Below are 20,601 nucleotides of genomic sequence, written 5' to 3'. Positions count from 1 at the left end.
TAGCTCGTAGGATCGGCGTTTTATACTTTTTTATTTTAGTTTTTCAGTAAAGCAATTGCCTGATATGGTTTTAGCTCCAGGTTTTGATGGAGAACAGTATCGGAATAATTATCGATAAGAATATCGGCTTCTGTGAATCCTTCTGGAATGGTGATCCTTGTATCTTTATCATAGAAATTTGTTAATACAAGTAGCTGCTGCCCTTCAAATTGGCGAAGATAGCCATAAACTTGCGGATGATCTGCTCCATAAGCATGATAATCGCCTTGTGCAACGATTGGATATGTTTTTCTCAACCGAATCAATTTCTTATAATAGGACAAAATAGAATCCTCAGAAGATCGTTCTTTCTCTACATTGATCTCTTCTAACTTACCTGCAACTTTTAACCAAGGTTTTCCTGTAGTAAAACCTGCTTGTTCTGCATCGGACCATTGCATGGGTGTTCGAGAGTTATCACGAGATTTTGCTTTGATTCGACGGAACGCCTCTTTTTCTGTACATCCTTGTGCAAGGAGCAACTTGTAAGCATTCAAACTTTCTACGTCAATATAGTCGGAAATCGAGGAATAGTCTGGATCGACCATGCCGATTTCCTCTCCCATATAAATGTATGGTGTTCCACGATTTAAATGGATCATGGTTGCTAGCATCTCTGCTCCTTGTTTTCGATACTGATCGATAGCTACAAACCGATTGAGCGCACGTGGCTGATCATGGTTATTAAAAAATAAAGCATTCCAGCCATTACCATCACTCATCTTTTCTCCCCAAGTATGGAACAGTCGCTTTAATTCTGCAAAATCAAATGGAGGAGTTGACCATTTATTGCCATTTTCATAGTCGACTTTCAAGTGATGAAAATTAAAGACCATTGATAATTCTTCTCTACTAGGTTCTGTATACAAGATACAATTTTCGATCGTCGTAGAGCTCATTTCACCGACTGTGATGATAGTGGAATCCGTCCCAAACGTTGCTTGGTTCAATTCTTTTAGATACGTATGGGTGATTGGTTTGTCTGTATATTCAGGTTTACCATCATTTTCTTTATTATTTTTCAATTGCTCGTCTTTACCGATAACATTGATAACATCGAAACGGAATCCTTTTACCCCTTTTTCCATCCAAAAACGAACTACTTTGAATAATTCCTCTCTTACTGCTTGGTTCCGCCAGTTCAAGTCAGCTTGTGTCTGATCATATAAGTGCAGATAATATTTCCCTGTATCTCCAAAGGGCGACCAAGCACTCCCACCAAATTTTGATACCCAGTCCGTTGGTTCTTCTCTTAAAATGAAGAAGTCCTGATAATACTGATCCCCTGCTAGTGCTTTTTTGAACCACTCATGTTCTGTCGAAACATGATTCAATACCATATCAAGCATGACTTCTATTTGGTATTCTTTTGCTTTAGCTATTAGTTGCTCGAATTCTTCCATCGTACCAAAGATAGGATCGATGGCTGTGTAATCAGAGATATCATAACCGTTGTCTTTTTGAGGACTTGGATAAATAGGATTTAGCCAGATCATATCGATCCCTAGATCATTCAAATATGGCAGTTTTTCTTTAATTCCTTTTAAATCTCCAATTCCATCACCATTACTGTCTTTGTAAGATTTGGGATAGATTTGATAAATGACTTTGTCTTTAAATGTCATGGATATTTGCCTCCATTCAACTGATTTCTTACTTATCACAACTTATATATACAAGTTATCATTTATTATTATAACTGAACCGAAAGCGTTTGTAAAATTTATCTTTATACTTCCTAAGAGGGTGTTGTCCAATAAAAAACAAGAGAACAGACATGTATTTGTCTAGTCTCTTGTTTAAAGTTCTTGTTTCTTCTATAAATGTTGTTCAGAAGCTTACATCTACGACAATAAGTCCTTTCAAATGAAAAATATGAGGAGCTGTTTTCGTAAATTCCTTCTTATTTCTTGAAGCTGACCACTTCTGTCACAACCTCTTTCTTAAACGGTGTTCAATCAGCTGGCCTTCGGTATTAGCTCAAAAAACGGCAAAATATGAGGAACTATTTTGCCGTTTGTTTCTCTAATACTCAGGTCAAACCGCTGATTTCACAACCTCTATTTTTATTCATTCGATTTCAACGCATCAATCATATCGATATGCTTTAATTTGAAATGGGTAACAATCATCACAATAACCGTGAATACGATGGTTAATCCTGCTGATAAAACATAAGCCCACCATGTAATCACTAATGGAAAGATGACATTCTCCATAGATGCTTGTTGTAAGATAAAGTCAGTCAATACATATCCTACACCAAATCCTCCAATGATCCCTAAGAGAGTAAAGATGATATTTTCTCGAACAATATACATCGTGACTTCTTTATCAAAAAATCCAAGGACTTTTATCGTAGATAATTCGCGTACACGTTCAGAAATATTGATATTAGTTAGATTATACAAGACGATAAAAGCCAGCAATCCTGACAATACGACAAAGATTAATACAACTGAGTCTAAGTTCGCCATTGATTCTTCTTGCGTTTCGATTTGTTTGGACATGAAAGACGTATTTGTCACAGCGTCTGTAGCCAGCAGTTTCTCGGAAAGCATTTCTTCTTCTTTCGTTGTCATCTTATCTGTACGCAGCAAAAATGCATTATCCGACATCGATTGATCAGTCACTGAAGCATAATATTCAGGGGACAGATAAATAAAGCTGCCTAGATAGTTTTTCACGATTTCTTTTACTTCGACTTTCCATTCTTTTTGATTTTCATCATAAAGCGATATATGATCTCCTGTAGATAAGTCAAATAGTTCTGCTGCTTTTTGCGTAATAGCGATTCCTGCTTTAGGTAAGGAACGTGGGTTCTCTTCAAGATCTGTTAAATGGATAAAACGATCAAAATCAGCTGTTTTACTCGGTACGATCACTGTCAGACTTTGTGAAGCATGCCCTTTTTTTCTCAATTCTACGGTTTGAGTATGAATAGCTAGGATCTCATTTACTTTTTCTTGCTGCTGCAACATATCCGCTGCTTTTTGATGATTCTCTTCCGTGGATGAATCTAATGTAACAATTGCTTGATAGTCAATGATCGGTCCAAATTGTTTGGCTGAGACAGAACTTAGAGAATCTTTCAATCCCACGCCCGCAACCATCAGACCGGCACATCCAGCAATTCCGATAATCGCCATAAGCATTCTTGACTTGTATCGGAAGAGATTTCGATAACTGATTTTTTGATTAAAGCTAAGGCGTGACCACAGCGGAGTGATGTATTCAAGAAAAATACGTTTCCCTGGCTTCGGTGCTTTCGGCTGAAGCAGTGCAGCAGGCCGTTCTCTTAAATCTTTGAACAAAACAATCATTGCAGCGCCAAATGCGGCAATGAAGAATGCGGCAGCTGCTTGTAAAATAGGTGGCCAGTCATAAAAAACAAGGGCACTCCCAATGTCATATCGCTCGTTAGATAGTTCAAAAATGATCCTTGGTAAAAGATTCGTTCCTAATATCGTTCCTAAAACAATGCCTATTCCTGAGGCTAGACTTGCATAGATTGCATATTTTTTTGCGATTTCAACTTTCGTATAACCTAACGCCTTCAATGTTCCGATTTCCCTGCGGTTTTCTTCTACCATACGCGTCATTGTCGTAAAGGTGATCAATGCAGCAATAAAGAAAAAGAAAACAGGAAAAACATTGGCGATTGCTGCGATACGTTCAGCCAGATCACCAAATTCTTGAAACCCGACATTTTCTGAACGTTCATTGTATAGGTATGATGGTTTAGTTAAATTTTCAATTTTTTCTGCATTTTTGTTCCATTCTTCCTCTGCAGAAGCTAGTTCTCGTTCTTTCTCAACTAACTGCCTTTCTTGTTCAGCGAGTTGAGTTTCTTGTTGAGACAAAGTTTGTACAGCGATTGTCCGTTGCGCTTCAGGAAGCTGCTGGATAGCTGCTGACTGCTGCGCTAACTGTTTTTTAGCATCTTCTAACTGTGTTCTTCCCTGTGCTATTTGTGCTTTGCCTTCTGTTATTTTTTGCTGTGCTGGTTCTAATTCTTCGTTTGCCGATTTTTTCAGCTCTTCTAAGCGTTCTTCGGGTCGATCTTGTAAATACTTTTCTGCCTTTTCTTGATTTTGCTCCATTTTATCTTTGTAAGCTTTGCTGTACGTATTCAAATTCTTTACGTTCGTAAAATCCAGATATAAGACAGAATAAATATCCGTCTTGAAATTGGATTCAGGCAAATAGACAAAATAATCCACGCTACCATTTCCGACATTCGCGTATCCTCTCTCCAAATTGTTGATGAACAATGGAGAACGGACAAAGCCAGTGATGGTATACTCTTTTTCTTTCAATTCATCTGAATCAATCTGATAGACATCACCGATTTTATACCCTTCATTCTCCTCATTCTCCGCTTTTTCATCTAATAAAAGTTGGTTGGATTTTTCCGGGCATTTTCCATCAATTAATTGTAGCTTGTTCTGCCTGCTATTTTTGTTATAAGAAAAGATTTGAATCACTTCATTTTTGCCAGTATTGGAATAATAGAACTGTTTTCCTGTTTCTACTTTTGCATCTGGAATCTTTTCTGCTTGAGCGATATCTTTTTGTGTCAAACCACCAGTAGAAACGATTTGCAAATCAGAAAGTCCTGCTGTATCAACATAGTGATCCATCGTTTTTTGCATGACAGGTCCAGCAGTTTTGACACCTACGAATAAAAGTGTTCCTAGCATGACAATAAGGATGATTGCAATGAACCGCCCTTTAGATTGCCGGATTTCGCGAAAACCTGCTTTAAGATATGTTTTTGTTTTCATAAAATCCTCCTACCATACAATCTCATCAATGGATGAAGGATGCTCATTCAATTCAACTGTCCTTACTTTCGCATCATTGATGTGGATAACTCTGTCAGCGATGGGCGCTAAAGCAGAATTATGTGTAATGATCAAAACAGTATTACCGTGTTGTCTGCTAGCATTTTGCAATAATTTCAATACTTGCTTTCCTGTTTCAAAATCCAGTGCACCTGTCGGCTCATCACATAAAAGCAGTTTAGGGTTTTTGGCTAATGCTCGAGCAATGGAAACCCTCTGCTGTTCGCCTCCTGATAATTGGGACGGAAAGTTATTCAATCGATGAGCTAGGCCCACTTGCGTCAATACTTCGACAGGATCAAGCGCATCAGGGGAAACTTCCGTTGCCAATTCCACATTTTCTTTTGCTGTTAGATTAGGAACGAGATTGTAGAATTGGAAGACGAACCCTACATCTGTTCGTCGGTAAGCAGTAAGCTGCTTGTCTGAAAATTGTGCAATATCTGTGTTATCAATAATAATCTGCCCTTCATCAGGTGTGTCCATCCCACCTAAAATATTAAGAATCGTTGACTTTCCCGCTCCACTAGGGCCAAGTATAATCACTAATTCGCCTTTTTCAATTGAAAAAGAAATATCGTCATTTGCTGTAATGGTCGTTTCTCCCATCTTGTATCGTTTGTATTCATTTTTTACTTCGACATACTTCACTCTGATTCCTCCATTTTCACGATATTTCTCGCTATATCTATGCATCGAATGCGTTTTCTCACACTTATTCATTTTACCATTGAATTTCTCTAGACTAAAGAAAGGAATTCTTTATTTAGTTGACAAATAAACGATTTATGATTTACTTACATAAAAAACATTGTTATTTGAAAGAAGGAACATCATGAATGATTTAAAGAAAAATATGATTTTTGATTTATCAAAAACTGCTTTTGTCGCGATCGACATGCAAAAAGGGATCGTAAATAACGGTACACTCTCTCCACACACTGCAGCATCTATTCTGACAAACAATGATTCGTTAGCAAAAACATTGAAACGTACCGCTGCCTTGAAAGTTTTAGTGAATGTAGACATCTCCACTTTCCCTTATTTGAGTCAACAAACTGATATGGGTGGAATGACTGCTGCTTCTGTACCTCCAGAATTCACTGATTTACTTTTGAAGGATTCTTTGAAAGATACAGACAATATGTTGACTATCACAAAATACAATCCAAGTGCTTTTTTTGGTACTTCTCTTGATCTTCAACTTCGCCGTCGTGGAATCGAAACCATCATTTTAAGCGGTGTAGCGACAACAAACGGTGTATATGCTACTGCATTAGATGCCTTTCAACACGGGTACCATGTCGTGCTTGCTGAAGATGCTTGTAGTGATCGCGACAAAGAATCGCATCAATTGTTCATAAAAAAGATATTTCCGAAAACTGCACGAGTACGTTCAACGAAACAAATAATCGAAGCAATCCAACAAAGCAAATAGGGTACTAGCGTATGTGATTTTCATTTACTTCTTTTTGATTTCATGGGAAAATAACCACAGGATTTAGATAGGAGTATGAACATGGTGAAAAAAAAGATCACAATCAAAGAAGTCGCTAAACTTTCCGGTGTTTCAATCACAACTGTCTCCTTGATATTAAATGGAAATACGGAGAAATTCAGTCCGAAAACCGTTCAGAAAGTTTTAGCTGCTAAAGAAGAATTAGGCTATCAACCTGATTATTTTGCTAGACAAATGATTACCAAGGAAACGAAAACGATTGGCGTACTCGTTCCTGATATCACGAATCCATTCTTCAGTACATTGATGCGAGGAATTGAAGATATCTTGTACAATCAGAACTTCGTCACGATATTATGTAATGCTGATTCTGATCATCAAAAAGAAATCGAGTACCTAGCCGAGCTCACACGTCGAGGTGTGGATGGATTCATTATTGCGACTTCTGCTGTCTCTACGAATGCAATCAACGAAAATTTGAAAAAACAAGGCCGGCCCTTCATTGTTTTGGATCAAAAAAAATCTGAAGGATTTAGTGATGCCGTACGAACAGACGATTTTCGCGGTGGTTATCTGGCAGGTATGCACCTACTTAGTCTAGGACATCAAACGATCGCCCTTGTCTATCCTGAAAATCTGCCAGAAAATGTCCACGCTCGGATTGATGGGTTTAAATCTGCTCTTGATGTTTACCAAATCCCTCATGACCGACTGATCCTCTTGCCTACACAGTTCTCAAAACAAGGCGGCTACCAAATCACAGCCAAACTTCTTGATTCTGCTGCAACTGGTGTGTTTGCTTTAAATGATGAATTAGCTTTTGGATTATATCGCGGATTAGAGGAAGCTGGAAAAAGCATCCCAGAAGACTATAGCATTATTGGCTATGATAATATAGATATGTGCGAATATATCAAGCCAAAACTGACGACAATCGCACAACCAATCTTCGAATTGGGGCAAACATCTGCCCAATTATTGTTAGATCGAATCCAATTCCCAGAAAAAGAGTGGGAAGAAAAACGGCTACCTGTACGACTAGAAAAAAGATTTTCGACTGCACCCTTGAAATAGCTTTCAAGGTGTGCTATATTTTTATCGAACTATTAAAACGTTTTACTAAAACGTTTTAAAAAAATAATTCTTCCCATCAAAATAAATGAGATAGTTGGAGGTTTGTGAAATGAACACGGTTACAGTAATTGGAAGTATTAATATGGACACTACCCTTCGTTTAACCAAAATGCCAAAACCAGGAGAAACGATGCATGCACATGAGATTTTTCACGCTGGCGGAGGCAAAGGCGCCAACCAAGCAGTGGCAGCCAAACGTTCAGGCGCACGAACATCTTTTATTGGAGGTGTTGGAACTGACAGTGAAGGACAGCAATTGTTGGATCTACTGACGAAAGAAAACATCGATACATCTGGAATTGCTGAAATTGAGGGCGCCGCAACCGGACAAGCAATGATTATGGTGGATGCCGCAGGAGAAAACAGTATCTTGATTCATGCAGGCGCAAATAATGCTTTCCATGAACAAGAAGTTCGAAAGAACAAAGAATTGATTACAAACAGTGACTTTATTATTGCTCAATTCGAAAGTAGTTTAGATGCGACGATCCTAGCTTTTTCTATTGCAAAAAACGCAGGAAAAACAACGATCCTGAATCCTGCACCAGCTAGAGAAACCATTCCTACTGAACTACTCGAAAAGACAGATATCATTATACCAAATGAGACAGAAACAGAAATTATTACAGGAATCAGAGTTACAGACCATGACAGTTTGGTCGCAGCAGCTGAAAAAATGCATGACTTAGGCATTGGAACAGTAATCATTACATTGGGCAGTGCCGGTGCTTTCTACCACACAGAAAAAGAACACGGTATCGTCCCTGCTTTTAAAGTAGATGCTGTCGATACGACAGCCGCAGGTGATACATTTATTGGGGCATTGAGCAGCACACTTCTGCCAGACCTTGGTAACTTGAAAGAAGCGATCCTTTATGGAAATCTAGCCTCTTCTATTGCCGTACAGTCTTATGGTGCGCAACCTTCTATCCCTTACCGTGAAGCTTTAGAACAATCAGCAGTCATAAATTAACAACGAGAGGAAGAAACAAACATGAAAAAAGGAAAAGTCATCAATTCAGATATTTCGCGAGTAATCGCACAAATGGGACACTTTGACAAATTAAGTATCGGGGACGCAGGCATGCCTGTTCCCTTTGGTACTGAAAAAATAGATTTAGCTGTTTCAAACGGACTTCCAAGTTTTTTATCTGTTTTAGAAAACGTTTTAGAAGAACTTGAAGTACAATCCATTGAATTGGCGGAAGAAATAAAGACAATGAATCCGGAAATATTGGAAAAAATCAAATTACTGTTACCAGATACACCGATTAGCTTTATCCCACATGAAGAAATGAAAAAAGATTTGAATAACTGCCATGCATTTATTCGTACAGGCGAGATGACACCTTATGCCAATATTATCTTAGTGAGTGGAGTGGTCTTCTAATGGAAACGACAATGAATCCTGAACAGATGGTACTGTCCGAACAGATTCATCTGCTGATTGATCAGTTAGGGGGAAAAGACAATATTGATTCTGTCCTCCCATGTGCGACTCGGCTTCGTATCAAATTACAAAAACAGCCGGCAGCAAATGTAGAAAAATTAAAGCAGCAAATCCCTTCCATCAAATATTTCATTTTACTCGATAGATATGCAGAAGTAATTATGGATCAGGGATTGGCCCCTGCTTATAAGGAATTGACACGTCAAATCGATCATTCAGCTCCGAAAGAAAAGCTAAATCCGATCGAAAAACTATTTGGTTTGATATCGGAAATCTTTACGCCAATCATTCCCCTATTTGCCGGTTCTGGTATATTAAAAGGTCTGGTTGTTTTAGCGACTACGATTGGCTGGCTTAGTGAAACGAGCGGGACTTATCATATTTTGTCTGCTGCGTCGAATGCTGCCTTTTATTTTCTGCCAATCTTTCTCGCTTTTTCTGCCGCCAAAACGTTTAAAGTGAATGGATATATCGCGGCTGTCATTGCTGCAGCGCTGATTGAGCCAAATTTGACCTCTTTACTTTCAGATAGTGGTAAAGCAGCTACTGATTTTCTGGGGATTCCTGTAGTGCTGATGCAGTACACGTCTACTGTCATGCCGGCGATTTTAGGTATTTTCTTTTATTCTTTTGTCGAAAGATTCCTTAAAAAATATATTCGTGAAAACATGCAATTAGTATTTGTACCTTTACTTTCATTAGTCATCACGGTTCCTTTGACATTAATGGTCTTCGGACCTGCCGGTGTTTATCTTGGTGAAGGTTTAGCTGCAGCAATTACTTGGATGATGGATATTAACGGACCGATCAGTGGAGCAATCATCGCTGGAGGCTGGAACATTTTGGTGATATTTGGTATCCAATGGGCTGTAAATCCTGTCATGATCAGCAATATCTCAGCTTATGGGTTCGACCGTATCGTTCCGTTGACAGGAGCAGCTAATTTTGGAATGGCTGGTGCAGCTTTAGGGGTATTCCTCCGAAGTAAACGTTCAAAAACACGTTCGATTTCTGGTTCTGCTTTCGCTTCGATTTTACTTGCGGGAGTGACCGAGCCTACTGTTTACGGAATCGCGATTCCATTGAAAAAACCATTTGTTGCTGCTTGCATCGGTGCAGCTGCTGGTGGAGCTGTCATGGGATTTGCTCAAGTGAAAGCGATCGCTTTTGTATTTGGTAGTCTGACCACATTGCCAGCCTTTATTTCCGGTACTTTTTTCTGGTACTTAGCAGGATTGGCTGTTAGTCTAGTCGTAGCAATGATCACCACCCTTGTTAGCGGGTTTGATGAAGACCTAATGTCTTACGAATAATGAACGAAAAAAGACTGAAGTATGAGATGCTTATCACATATTTCAGTTTTTTTCTTTTTTAGGATCGTTATTTTTATAAATTTTTTGTGATACTCTCCAATCTTTGGTATAATTTACATATGCATGACCATTTTTATCCCCACTTGTTTATCCCCAAACAAAGATGGTTTATGCAATAAAATGAACGACAAACCACAACGAATGACTGCTCGTTGCTTTTTTACAACTTGTTTTATTTAGAATACACAAGCAGATTCATGGAAAGAAAAAGCTTTTCGACACGATTATCTGTTCAATCGAATAACTTATGAATGCTGAATAAAACAGAAAATCAATGAAAGGAAAAGGACTAGTTTATTATGAAAAACAAAAAAACGATGCGTTTGCTAGCTGCTACTTGGCTGATTGCTCCTACTGTTTTGTCGACTAATGCCGTATTTGCTGTAGATAATCAAACAACCGATCAAACAGTCTCAACAGGTACGTCTACTTCCAGCTCATCTACTAGCGAAACTACGGATTCTTCTACAGAAGGCACAACCGGAACAACTGACTCATCAACAGAATCGTCCGAACCAACTGATCCGGCTGATCCATCAGAAAATGAAAAACCAGCCGAGACATATACCCTTACGATTGCTCCTTCTTTGATAGGGAAGATCCAACTAACTGCTTCGTCAGAGGATACCGCTGAACAGCAACCTTTGAATATCACAGAAAGCGGAACGGTAGAAGGTTTATCAGCAGGAACAAAGGTGACTTACACTATTACGCCAGCTGAAGGTGAACAAATTGCTTCCGTCGCTGTGAATGGTGCTAAAGAAGTGAACTATGAGGCAAAGACTTTTACAGTAGGTACGAACAATTTATCTATTACTGCAGAATTTGAACCTGTACCGGATACTTCAACAGAGGAACCAACTGATCCTAGTGAAGAAGTCCCTAGTACACCAGATCCGGAAACGCCAAATAAACCAGATGAGGGTAATAACAACAATAGCAACAATAGCAACAATAATAATGGTTCAAATAATTCAAATAATTCAAATAATTCAAATAATAATAACAATAATTCGAACAGCGGGAATTCTTCGAATCAAACAAACCCATCTGGATCGAATAACAATGGAAATACTCAGAGAGAACCAAATCATCCAAACAATGGTTCATCGAATGGCGGAACGAACAATGCTTCGTCTCGTCCAAATACAGCAAATCAAAGCGGTATAGAGGATCCATCTTCTGCTTCTTCTGATTTTGTTGTAAAATCACCAATTGATGCTGTATTGCCTACAAATGCAACAAATGTCCAACAAGCAATCGTTCGAGAAGCATTCAAGCATCTTGGAAAACCATACGTATGGGGAGCAAAAGGTCCAAATACTTTTGACTGTTCTGGTTTGACTTATTACGTATATATGAAAGCAACCGGTCATTATATCGGTGGCTGGACAGGCGAACAGCAATATGCAGGTACGCAGATTCCAGTAAGTCAGGCCCAACCTGGCGATCTCGTCTTCTGGGGACCTTCTTCCGGTGTTACTCACCATGTAGGTATCTATATTGGGAACGGACAATTTATCCATGCGCCCCAACCAGGAGATAAAGTTCGAGTAACTTCTATTTCAGATTTCACGCCTGATTTTGCTGTCCGAGTAAACTTAGCAGGTTTACCTGCTGCTTCAGGTTCGCTGACAGGCGGCTCATCTATTTTAGATGGATTAGATGGCTCGTTCCATTTCAGTCAAAACCAAACAACTGATCAGTTCCTGAAAAAGATTGCAGATGATGCACAGGAAATCGGCCAAAAAGAAGGAATCTACGCATCAGTCATGATGGCTCAAGCCATCCTGGAAAGTGGATCTGGAAACAGCTTATTATCAAGCGAACCAAATCATAACCTTTTTGGTATCAAAGGATCGTATAAAGGAAGCAGCGTGACCTTCAATACACTTGAACAAGATAGTTCGGGACAAAGCTACCAAATCCGCGCCCAATTCCGTAAGTATCCTTCTTACAAGGAAAGTTTGGAAGACTATGCCGACTTGATCAAAAATGGACTGACTGGCAATCCTGACTTCTACAAACCAACTTGGAAGTCGGAAACAAAAGACTACAAAGAAGCAACCAAATATTTGGAAGGACGTTATGCTACAGATCGCCAATATTCACAAAAATTGAACGCGATCATCGAAGCGTACGACCTGACAAAATATGATGAACCGAAAAAAGAAGCAACAACAACTGAAGAAGCAAATACTGAAATTCTCCATATGTCTAAGCGATTCGATGTGCCAATCAAATGGACAACAGATGGCGTGCCAATCACAGGATTAGAATTTTCAACGATAAAACGCGTCAACAATGCTTCTTCCATCTTCCGTGTCGCTTCAATCTGGGATTTGTGGAACACGTTCACGGCAAGACAGATACCAGAAACAACTACTCGTACAGTTAAAGCTGCAACTGTTCCTGTACTAACTTTGTTAAGTTTAGACAAATCATTCTGGCTTGATCTGCCTTTAAAGAAATAGAATAAATAAAAAAGGGCGTGTGACAGTGTCACATCCCCTTTTTTAATTTATTCTATTTCTTTATATTTATTTATTTTGTATTCCGTTACAAATTCGCGTACTTGGTTAGGTTCCAGAGTGACATCTCCAAAACTTTCAAGTCGCTCTGCTCCTGGTAGTTCTTGAGTCTCAAATGTGATACCGCCATGATCTACTAATTTTTTTCCACGCATTTCTGGCCCATCTTCTCCAAAATTTGCGGTAAAAATCACGATTCCCGAAGCATCCGTTTTTACTTGGATTGATACTTTTTCATCAGGGCTCGTCAATTCCGCTGCATTTAGCAGATCAGCCTGTTTTTTTAATAAAAATGGATGATCGATACCGCCTACCATCGTTGATTGGCGAAAATCACTGGCGAATACCTCACCTAATTTTTTAGGATGTTGAAAGTCAAATGCTGTACCGCTTACTGAAACCACTTCTCCTGTAGGCGTCGTATCTTTATTGAGCGTAGCGAATAATCGGCTGTTCAACCAAAGCGTATGTTCGTCGATTGGCTGTGTTGGATCACCAGTTAAATTGAAATAAACATGATTCGTCGGATTGAATACTGTTTTCTGGTCACTGATCCCTTGGACTGTCACTCGCCATGTATCATCATTCGTCAGTGTATACCGTACTTCTACGTCTAAAGTGCCAGGAAATCCATTTTCCATGTCTGGACTAGTCTGATAGAAAATGACTGAGGCTTCGTTCTCACCATTAATAACTGTATAATGCCACTGCTTGGCTTCAAAGCTAGGTGCACCGCCATGTAAACAATGGCCAGTATCTGGATCTGTTTTTACTTTGAATGTTTCATCATCTAATTTGAATGTGCCATCCGTGATCCGTCCAGCCATACGTCCGATTGAAGCTCCGATATAAGGATCTTTTTCCAGATATTCTTTTGCTTCATCAAAGCCTAGAACCAACTCTCGTTTTTCATTATCGATCATTGTTTGAAAATGGACGACTCGTGCACCTAGATCACTGACAGACAAAGATGTCCCATTTTGATTCGTGATCGTGATCAAGTGATAGTTTCCGCCAAAATTTTGTTCATTGATTTCCATGTTCCTTGCACCCTCTTTTCTTTCATTTGTACTGATTCCAGTATACATGGAAACCGTTTTCTTAACAGCTTATTCCGTGAGTAACGAGAAAAAATTTACTATATTCTAATAAAAGATCACGAAAGAGGGACTGTGACAAAAATCTTGTCACAGTCCCTCTTTCTGAACAAACGGTGTTCCAGAAGTAGCTTCTTCGGAGATAAGCCGAAATTTCTTGAAGCTGATCACTTCTGTCACAACCTCTTTTTCAATACGATTCCAGTATACAACCATGTCGTCAGTACATAGTAGATGAAATACAATACGAAGAAGATCGTAAATGGCACCCAAATATCTTTATATGGATTTTGCATGAATAGACCAAACATTTGTAATCCGAATAAGACATGGACTACACCTAAGATTCCTGGTGCTAAGAATAACACACCTACTTCTCTACGGATCGATTGTTTAAGCAATCCGCGTCGTGTTCCTATCTTTTCAAGCATTTCATAACGAGCGATGTCACTCTTGCTTCCTGACAAGATCTTGAACATCAAACAGCTAGCAAGCATAGTCAAGAAAGCTAAACCTAAGAAGAATCCCATAAATTCAAAACCAGAGAATAGACTATTATATCCTTCATACATTTCATACTTCTGGTTACTGTACTCTACTTTTTGCAAAGATGGATTGTTCGTTTTATTTTGTGTAGCAAGTGCTTTGATTGGTTCCAAGTTTGCTTGGAAGTCTTTGACCTGAACTAGCTGTAAAGTGGATTGTGGCAAACTCAGTTGATCAAATTCCGATTGACTGACTACCTTGATTTCTTTTTCTTGCTGTTCAGGCAATTCATAGCCACGAAGCTCATCTTGTACAGTCAGTTCATTCATTTTTTCAGCAGGAACTTTTTCTTTCGTGATTTTCGGCGGTGTCCCATCTTCATGTTTTATCATGATCAATGGTTGAGCCGCAAATTCACTTGCATTATAGTAAATCGTTCCCGCATCTTCTTTTTGAGTATAAGGAGCAGAAAGTGTTGGTGATAGTTCTTTGATTTTTTGCTGATCTTCTGCCCGAGGATTATTCATCACTAGGTCATAACCAGCAGCATTTTCCGTCATTTCCGAAATTTCATTTCTAAATCCTAGACCTACTGTCAAAGCACCAAGTGCTAAAGCAAACAGCATAGCAACCATGGAGAGCATTTGTGTATATTCACGAATACGAAAACTTAACTGTGACAATGTGAAATTGTTCAATTTTTTCAATGAAATCTGTTCTGATTTCTTTAGTAATGATAAGAAGAAAATGATCACAGAGTGGAAAATGAAATAAGTTCCTAATACGATCGTGACTAGAGCTACTCCCATACCAAAAACTTGATAGGTCCCCACATGTTTCATCATATAATAACCGCAGCCTAGAAAAGCAATCCCTAGTACTACTTCAAGGAAGAACAAGAATTTATGCTGCTTGATTCTTGTTGGTGTCTGATCCGCACGAATCAATGCTAAAATCGGTTTTTTGACAATCGAAAAAGCATTGACAATAGCTGCTAATAAAAACAAAATAGCAAAAAACAAAACGGTGATCAACAACCCATGAATGCTAAAAGGTGTAAAATGCGAAATATTGATATCTAACTGATCCACTAATAATCGGTGGACGATACTTGTCAATCCTACACCGACAGCTGAACCTACTAAAGTAGCCGCGATCCCTACTACGAATGTTTCAGAAAAAATCATCTGTGCGATTTTTCTGCCTTTTGCTCCTAGCATCATAAACATGGCATAGTCTTTTTGTCGCATCGTCATCAAAAAGGAATTCGCGTATAAAATATAAACGAATGTGATGATCCCTAGTAAAACAGAACCTAGTCGGAAAATGATAACTGTAGCAGCAACGACCGTATTGCTTTTCAAAAAGGCTTCGTTGCTCGCCATTGATTCAAACATATAAAAAATAGCAGATGCCATAACTAATCCTGAGAATAATACCAAGTAATCTCTTAAACGGCTCTTGATCCCAGTAAGTGATAATTTCCAAAGCATAGTCAATCTCCCCCTACTGTTCCAAGTTTCCAAGAATAGATAGTATTTCCCGATAGAAGGAATCCCGGCTTTGATCTCCACGTTTCACTTCTTGATGGATACCGCCATCCTTGATGAATAAAATACGTTGGCAATAACTTGCAGAAAACGGATCATGTGTCACTAGAAGAATCGATACATGATCTTTTGTATTCAATTCGTCCATCGTATCTAAAAGATCACGGGCACTTTTAGAATCCAGCGCACCTGTAGGCTCATCGCCTAATAAAATCGTTGGTTGTGTGATCAATGCACGTGCGGCAGCGACCCGTTGTTTTTGTCCACCGGAAATCTCAGAAGGATAGCTTTCCAAAATATGAGCAATCGATAAACGTTCTGCAATTTTTTGGACACGTTGCTTGATTTCTTTTGGTCTGACACCTTGTAAAGAAAGAGGAACAGCGATATTTTCTTGTGCTGTCAAACTTTCTAATAAATTGAAATCTTGGAAAATAAAGCCGATTTCATTCGCACGAAAATCTGCTAGTTGATTTCCTTTTAATGTCGTCACATCTTTTTGATTGATTCGGATATGTCCATCTGTTGGTTTGTCTAATGTGGATAAAATATTCAAAAGCGTTGATTTACCTGAACCGGAAGCACCCATGATGCCAATAAATTCACCTTTTTCTACATCGAAGCTGATGCCGCTTAATGCTTGCGTCTTTTTCTCATTGTTTTTCCCGTATACTTTTGTTACATTCTGTACTTCGACTATTTTGTTCATTTCTTTCCCTACCCTTTAATTAGTTTTTCTAGTGCTGTTTTCGGCACATCTTTTTTTTCGACTTCTTCATATGAAGTGACACCTTTCTTTTTGTTCCAGGTGATTTTCAAATATGCTCCTTTACGAAGCGGTCGAGTCAATTGCCCATTGAAATCTAGTTCTTTTTCCTTACCCTCTTTCGTATAACCAGGCAGGATATATCTATAGTTAACTGTTTCTTGTCCAGAGTCTGCTTTGGATACTGTTTTTGCACCATCTGTCGTAATCTGTACATAGTATTCTTCTCCGCCCATCACTACGTAATCTGCGATTTTCACCCCTGCAAGTGCCACAACGATGAAAACAAGTAGTCCGATCAGAAGTTTTTTCACTTTTTCCCCTTCTCTCTTACTTTATATATTGATTATAGAAAAAAACGAACAATTATGCCTTCGAATCATCTATCATTCTTCTTTCAATTTTGTCATTTTCATTGAACAACTAAAAAAGAGTTTAAGACAATCGTCCTAAACTCCTTCTTCCTATCTTACAAAAACTATATCACTTACGGTCTTTCATATCGCCTGTATTGATAACGGGTTGCGTTCCTTTGTCTGTAATGATTGAGACAAGTAAATTATTGATTAATTGGACTTTTCGATCATCGGTGAAATTGATTTCTTGTCCTTCTTCGATTTGTTCCAAAGCCATTTGAGTGATCGTGACAGCTCCTTCAACAATGGTTTGTCGAGCAGACAAAATAGCTCTTGCTTGTTGACGTTGCAGCATGGCACTGGCGATTTCTGTTGCATAGGCTAAATGATTCAATCGTGTTTCGATTACTTCGACACCTGCTACTGCTAAACGCTCTTGCAACTCCTTTTTCAACTCGTCAGACACTGCCGTAGTATTTCCTCGAAGCGTCAAATCATCATCATTGAAGGTATCATACGGATATTGGCTAGCGATATGCCGGATGGCTGTCTCACTTTGGATTTCTACAAAATCTTGATAATACGCTACATCGAATGATGCCTTTGCTGTATCAATGACTTTAAACACGACTACCGCTGAGATTTCGATGGGATTTCCGTCTAAATCATTGACTTTTAAAACAGAACTGTTGAAATTCCGAACTTTCAACGAAACAGTCATTTTTTGTGCCAAAGGAATCGTAAGGAAAAAGCCATTTTCCCGGATCGTACCTAAATATTGTCCAAAAAACAAAATCACTTTTGCTTGATTAGGGCTGACTACAGTTGCCGAACTTAGCAACAGTAACGCGATCAGCCAAAGAAAAATACTTAAAAATAGTGCCCAAACTTTCGCTTGCCACATGCCTAAATAGAAGAAAAATAAACCAACTAAAGCTAATACGACCAAACCGACGATTCCTGCATAACCATTGATATAAATTGCTCTTTTTTCTCTCATTCTACTTTCTGCGCTCCTTTATCCTTCAATAAATATAGTGTTGCTTTTTAATCCTTTTTTCGAATTCGCGCCATTGCACCTTCTAGTTCCAAATCTTTGTCTTCAGTGATGTACCAACCGCTTGCTTGTGTTCCTCCGGCTGCTTGCGGCAAATAATCCAATCTTGTTCGAACCCAGTGTTTTTCTTCTGTAAAATAGTCTTCTACCAAGATTTCTAGATCCATTCCTGCTGAAAGAGGCAAGTCTTCCCGAACAGATTTAAAGATAAATCGTTCCTTCTCCCCATCATACTTCAATATTCCTGTATCGATAATCGGTAAAGAATAATAGTCCAGTTCTTTCTTCACCGTCAATAAATGTTTGAAAACTTCATGGTACACTTGCTCTAATTGACGACCTTCTGAATTGTTCGGATAGTTGACCATCACTTTTTCTTTATCTGGATCATAAAAGGTTTGACTTAGTTGAGTGATATAAGTATGTAATCTTTCCATTTCTGTTTTTAACTTTTCTCTTTGACCTTCTTCTGCCTTCATATACTTTTTCACCCTGTTTTCTTTATAGATATGTTCTTACTTATTTTACTATAGTTATGTGTGTTAAGCGATGAAAAACAGCAAAGATCCTTCCGATCTTTGCTGTTTTTTCTTAAACTATCCAGTTGTTTGCTAGATCAATCTGTTTCATCGTCTTCTTGATCTGTCGTGATATTGATCGAAGTGTCTTTGGCAGTGATCTTCAGCCGTTTCTGTCCTTGCTCTAACAACGTATTTGTTATTGGCTGGTAGTCTTTTTCAATATGAGATTCACCAGATGTTTGGAGAGTATAGCCACTGTTTTCCATCTCATGCAAAGATAAATTACTATTGTTTAGAGTGACGTTTCCTTCTTTGCTGACCAAACTGTCTTCTAGATGTAAATTGCTGCTTTCTCCTATGACGGTCAAGTTATCCACCTTGACTTCATCTAAACGAAGAGAACCTAATTCATCTTTCGCCGTTATTGTTCCTCCCGTAAATTCATTGAATGATACCCAACCATCGTGTGTCATAGTATTTACTTTTTTGATCGATACTTCGTTGATGTCGATTGCACTATTATTCCCTTCGATTGTCAATTCAGATAATTCCTGATCTGCAGGGACAACAATAGTGATTTGTGCACTGGTGTCTTCCAAACTAATAATCGCACCTTCTGATTTTTTGACTGCATTCACGGTCAATACACCATTTTTCTCCTTTATTTCTGGCTTTTCTGTCTTATCGTAGGTCGTTTTTATCTCAAAATCCAACCCGCGTATGACTGACACTGTTTGATGTTCTGCATGGATGACGATTTTGTTTGCCTCTTTGATTTTTTTCGTCTCCGTCACCATATCGATCAATCGAGGGCCATCATCCCAAGTCAGACTCTTTTGAGCGCCTAATGTATAAGTTGCACCTGCTAGGAGTCCGCCAGTAACCATCAGGATAATACCGGTAATCAAAAAATGTTTCAATCTCATTTATCTGTCCTCCTTCAAGCGCCCGCTGAATGCAGATCTCTTTTTGTAATAAAACGCCGTCCCATCCATTTAACAAAGTTCATCATGACATAAAAAAGCCCTTTTGTTCCTTTCAGCAACAGTGGCGAAATAAATACTGCGCTTCCCGTGGCGAACAGACCAACACCGATAAAGAATAACCCACTCAGAATCGATTGACCAAACACACTGATTCCTGAGATAATCATGAATAAGCCAATACCTAAGATACTGATACATAGAACATAGATACTAAAAATGAGCGCCAGCAAAGCAATCAATAGTCCCCCAATAACCAATATAAACCCCAATGCTAGTGGAATGAGGACAGGAGAAGCAAATAAACCGATAATGATTAACCAAATCAGACGCATTTGTCTTTTTGGACTCCTCACTAACTCGTCTTCTGCTTGTTCTTCTTCTGAAAAGTAACTGATTTTTAATTTTAAAGCAAACTGCTTTGGTGTACCATATTCATCAATGACCTGATCTAATGTTTTTCCGGAATCTAAAAAATACTCCTCATAATATTGGATCAAATCAAAACGATCGTCTTCAGGAATTTTTTGAAGATGATCCACAACTTCATTCAAATAATCATTCATTTGTGCTCTCCTCCAATAACCGGTCTAAAGAATCTCGAAAAACAATCCATTCATCAATAATTTCTTCTAAATGACGACTTCCTATTGGTGTCAACGAGTAATATCGACGGTTCCTACCTTCAAAAGGTTCATCATAGGTCTCAAGATACCCTTCTTTTTTCAATCTTCTCAAAACCGGATAAAGTGTAGATTCACTGACTGAGAGACTTTCTTGTACGATTTTTGTTAAGGCATAACCATACATATCTTCTTTGCTTAATGCTGCTAACACAGTGCCATCAAGAAGAACAGTTGGAATCTGGATGTGCATTACGTCACCTTCTATTCTCAAGTGTAATATTTTATTACAATCTATATTATACATCATATAATATAGTTTCAAAATC

18 protein-coding genes are annotated in these 20,601 nt (G+C 38.6%); 6 read left to right on the top strand and 12 right to left on the bottom strand.

Annotation, left to right across the window (positions count from 1 at the left end; genetic code table 11):
• Positions 1-35 precede the first annotated feature (35 nt).
• The 3 genes from treC to IGK53_RS02025 form a co-directional block, all read right to left on the bottom strand.
• Positions 36-1,664 (bottom strand): alpha,alpha-phosphotrehalase, encoded by a 1,629-nt coding sequence (treC, locus tag IGK53_RS02035; RefSeq protein ID WP_002293254.1) that lies wholly within the window; start codon positions 1,662-1,664, stop codon positions 36-38.
• A gap of 441 nt (positions 1,665-2,105) precedes the next feature.
• Complete coding sequence (locus tag IGK53_RS02030) at positions 2,106-4,826, bottom strand: ABC transporter permease (protein WP_047927972.1); 2,721 nt, start codon at positions 4,824-4,826, stop codon at positions 2,106-2,108.
• A gap of 9 nt (positions 4,827-4,835) precedes the next feature.
• Complete coding sequence (locus tag IGK53_RS02025; RefSeq protein WP_002293249.1) at positions 4,836-5,537, bottom strand: ABC transporter ATP-binding protein; 702 nt, start codon at positions 5,535-5,537, stop codon at positions 4,836-4,838.
• 184 nt (positions 5,538-5,721) lie between these two features.
• Between IGK53_RS02025 and IGK53_RS02020 the strand changes: the two genes are divergently transcribed.
• The 6 genes from IGK53_RS02020 (at position 5,722) to IGK53_RS01995 (ending at position 12,776) form a co-directional block, all read left to right on the top strand.
• A complete protein-coding gene (locus IGK53_RS02020; protein ID WP_002293246.1) occupies positions 5,722-6,324 on the top strand; it encodes an isochorismatase family protein in 603 nt (200 codons plus the stop codon).
• An 81-nt stretch (positions 6,325-6,405) separates the two neighbouring features.
• Positions 6,406-7,419 carry a ribose utilization transcriptional repressor RbsR gene (rbsR, locus tag IGK53_RS02015; RefSeq protein ID WP_002293245.1) on the top strand — a complete coding sequence of 338 codons (1,014 nt, stop codon included), beginning with the start codon at positions 6,406-6,408 and terminating at the stop codon, positions 7,417-7,419.
• A 109-nt stretch (positions 7,420-7,528) separates the two neighbouring features.
• Positions 7,529-8,452 carry a ribokinase gene (gene rbsK, locus IGK53_RS02010; RefSeq protein ID WP_430604931.1) on the top strand — a complete coding sequence of 308 codons (924 nt, stop codon included), beginning with the start codon at positions 7,529-7,531 and terminating at the stop codon, positions 8,450-8,452.
• Between the two features lie 21 nt (positions 8,453-8,473).
• A complete protein-coding gene (gene rbsD, locus IGK53_RS02005) occupies positions 8,474-8,869 on the top strand; it encodes a D-ribose pyranase (RefSeq protein ID WP_002293242.1) in 396 nt (131 codons plus the stop codon).
• Positions 8,869-10,242 (top strand): PTS transporter subunit EIIC, encoded by a 1,374-nt coding sequence (locus IGK53_RS02000; protein WP_002293240.1) that lies wholly within the window; start codon positions 8,869-8,871, stop codon positions 10,240-10,242. Before rbsD ends, IGK53_RS02000 begins: the two co-directional genes overlap by 1 nt.
• A gap of 359 nt (positions 10,243-10,601) precedes the next feature.
• Positions 10,602-12,776 carry a glucosaminidase domain-containing protein gene (locus IGK53_RS01995; protein WP_430604930.1) on the top strand — a complete coding sequence of 725 codons (2,175 nt, stop codon included), beginning with the start codon at positions 10,602-10,604 and terminating at the stop codon, positions 12,774-12,776.
• Between the two features lie 47 nt (positions 12,777-12,823).
• Here IGK53_RS01995 and IGK53_RS01990 read toward each other — a convergent pair whose 3' ends face one another.
• The 9 genes from IGK53_RS01990 to IGK53_RS01950 all read right to left on the bottom strand — a co-directional run bounded on the left by IGK53_RS01990 (position 12,824) and on the right by IGK53_RS01950 (position 20,525).
• Positions 12,824-13,873 carry an aldose epimerase family protein gene (locus IGK53_RS01990; RefSeq protein ID WP_002329595.1) on the bottom strand — a complete coding sequence of 350 codons (1,050 nt, stop codon included), beginning with the start codon at positions 13,871-13,873 and terminating at the stop codon, positions 12,824-12,826.
• Positions 13,874-14,106: 233 nt separating this feature from the next.
• Positions 14,107-15,909 (bottom strand): FtsX-like permease family protein, encoded by a 1,803-nt coding sequence (locus tag IGK53_RS01985; protein WP_002329596.1) that lies wholly within the window; start codon positions 15,907-15,909, stop codon positions 14,107-14,109.
• Positions 15,910-15,922: 13 nt separating this feature from the next.
• Complete coding sequence (locus IGK53_RS01980; protein ID WP_002312797.1) at positions 15,923-16,675, bottom strand: ABC transporter ATP-binding protein; 753 nt, start codon at positions 16,673-16,675, stop codon at positions 15,923-15,925.
• Between the two features lie 8 nt (positions 16,676-16,683).
• Positions 16,684-17,046 carry a YxeA family protein gene (locus IGK53_RS01975; protein WP_002310770.1) on the bottom strand — a complete coding sequence of 121 codons (363 nt, stop codon included), beginning with the start codon at positions 17,044-17,046 and terminating at the stop codon, positions 16,684-16,686.
• 169 nt (positions 17,047-17,215) lie between these two features.
• Positions 17,216-18,088 carry an SPFH domain-containing protein gene (locus IGK53_RS01970; protein ID WP_002329597.1) on the bottom strand — a complete coding sequence of 291 codons (873 nt, stop codon included), beginning with the start codon at positions 18,086-18,088 and terminating at the stop codon, positions 17,216-17,218.
• A gap of 47 nt (positions 18,089-18,135) precedes the next feature.
• Complete coding sequence (locus IGK53_RS01965; RefSeq protein ID WP_002293229.1) at positions 18,136-18,624, bottom strand: DUF5348 domain-containing protein; 489 nt, start codon at positions 18,622-18,624, stop codon at positions 18,136-18,138.
• Positions 18,625-18,761: 137 nt separating this feature from the next.
• Positions 18,762-19,592 (bottom strand): DUF4097 family beta strand repeat-containing protein, encoded by an 831-nt coding sequence (locus IGK53_RS01960; RefSeq protein WP_002315929.1) that lies wholly within the window; start codon positions 19,590-19,592, stop codon positions 18,762-18,764.
• Between the two features lie 14 nt (positions 19,593-19,606).
• A complete protein-coding gene (locus tag IGK53_RS01955; protein WP_002329598.1) occupies positions 19,607-20,215 on the bottom strand; it encodes a DUF1700 domain-containing protein in 609 nt (202 codons plus the stop codon).
• Positions 20,208-20,525, bottom strand: coding sequence for a PadR family transcriptional regulator (locus IGK53_RS01950; RefSeq protein ID WP_002293224.1), 318 nt, complete (start codon positions 20,523-20,525; stop codon positions 20,208-20,210). Before IGK53_RS01950 ends, IGK53_RS01955 begins: the two co-directional genes overlap by 8 nt.
• Positions 20,526-20,601: the final 76 nt, after the last annotated feature.

It is taken from the genome of Enterococcus sp. DIV1224, assembly GCF_050555455.1.
GTDB lineage: Bacteria > Bacillota > Bacilli > Lactobacillales > Enterococcaceae > Enterococcus_B > Enterococcus_B lactis.
The sequence above is the reverse complement of the archived record's forward strand: the minus strand, read 5'-3'. Positions and strand labels throughout refer to the sequence as shown.

Excerpts from the sequence above, each read along its gene's own strand:
- IGK53_RS01970 (WP_002329597.1), bottom strand. The coding sequence starts at position 18,088 with ATGAGAGAAAAAAGAGCAATTTATATCAATGGTTATGCAGGAATCGTC.
- rbsR (WP_002293245.1), top strand. The coding sequence starts at position 6,406 with ATGGTGAAAAAAAAGATCACAATCAAAGAAGTCGCTAAACTTTCCGGT.
- IGK53_RS02000 (WP_002293240.1), top strand. The coding sequence starts at position 8,869 with ATGGAAACGACAATGAATCCTGAACAGATGGTACTGTCCGAACAGATT.
- rbsK (WP_430604931.1), top strand. The coding sequence starts at position 7,529 with ATGAACACGGTTACAGTAATTGGAAGTATTAATATGGACACTACCCTT.
- IGK53_RS01985 (WP_002329596.1), bottom strand. The coding sequence starts at position 15,909 with ATGCTTTGGAAATTATCACTTACTGGGATCAAGAGCCGTTTAAGAGAT.
- IGK53_RS01965 (WP_002293229.1), bottom strand. The coding sequence starts at position 18,624 with ATGAAGGCAGAAGAAGGTCAAAGAGAAAAGTTAAAAACAGAAATGGAA.
- IGK53_RS01960 (WP_002315929.1), bottom strand. The coding sequence starts at position 19,592 with ATGAGATTGAAACATTTTTTGATTACCGGTATTATCCTGATGGTTACT.
- IGK53_RS01990 (WP_002329595.1), bottom strand. The coding sequence starts at position 13,873 with ATGGAAATCAATGAACAAAATTTTGGCGGAAACTATCACTTGATCACG.
- treC (WP_002293254.1), bottom strand. The coding sequence starts at position 1,664 with ATGACATTTAAAGACAAAGTCATTTATCAAATCTATCCCAAATCTTAC.
- IGK53_RS01955 (WP_002329598.1), bottom strand. The coding sequence starts at position 20,215 with ATGAATGATTATTTGAATGAAGTTGTGGATCATCTTCAAAAAATTCCT.
- IGK53_RS02020 (WP_002293246.1), top strand. The coding sequence starts at position 5,722 with ATGAATGATTTAAAGAAAAATATGATTTTTGATTTATCAAAAACTGCT.
- IGK53_RS01995 (WP_430604930.1), top strand. The coding sequence starts at position 10,602 with ATGAAAAACAAAAAAACGATGCGTTTGCTAGCTGCTACTTGGCTGATT.
- IGK53_RS01950 (WP_002293224.1), bottom strand. The coding sequence starts at position 20,525 with ATGCACATCCAGATTCCAACTGTTCTTCTTGATGGCACTGTGTTAGCA.
- IGK53_RS01980 (WP_002312797.1), bottom strand. The coding sequence starts at position 16,675 with ATGAACAAAATAGTCGAAGTACAGAATGTAACAAAAGTATACGGGAAA.
- IGK53_RS02030 (WP_047927972.1), bottom strand. The coding sequence starts at position 4,826 with ATGAAAACAAAAACATATCTTAAAGCAGGTTTTCGCGAAATCCGGCAA.
- rbsD (WP_002293242.1), top strand. The coding sequence starts at position 8,474 with ATGAAAAAAGGAAAAGTCATCAATTCAGATATTTCGCGAGTAATCGCA.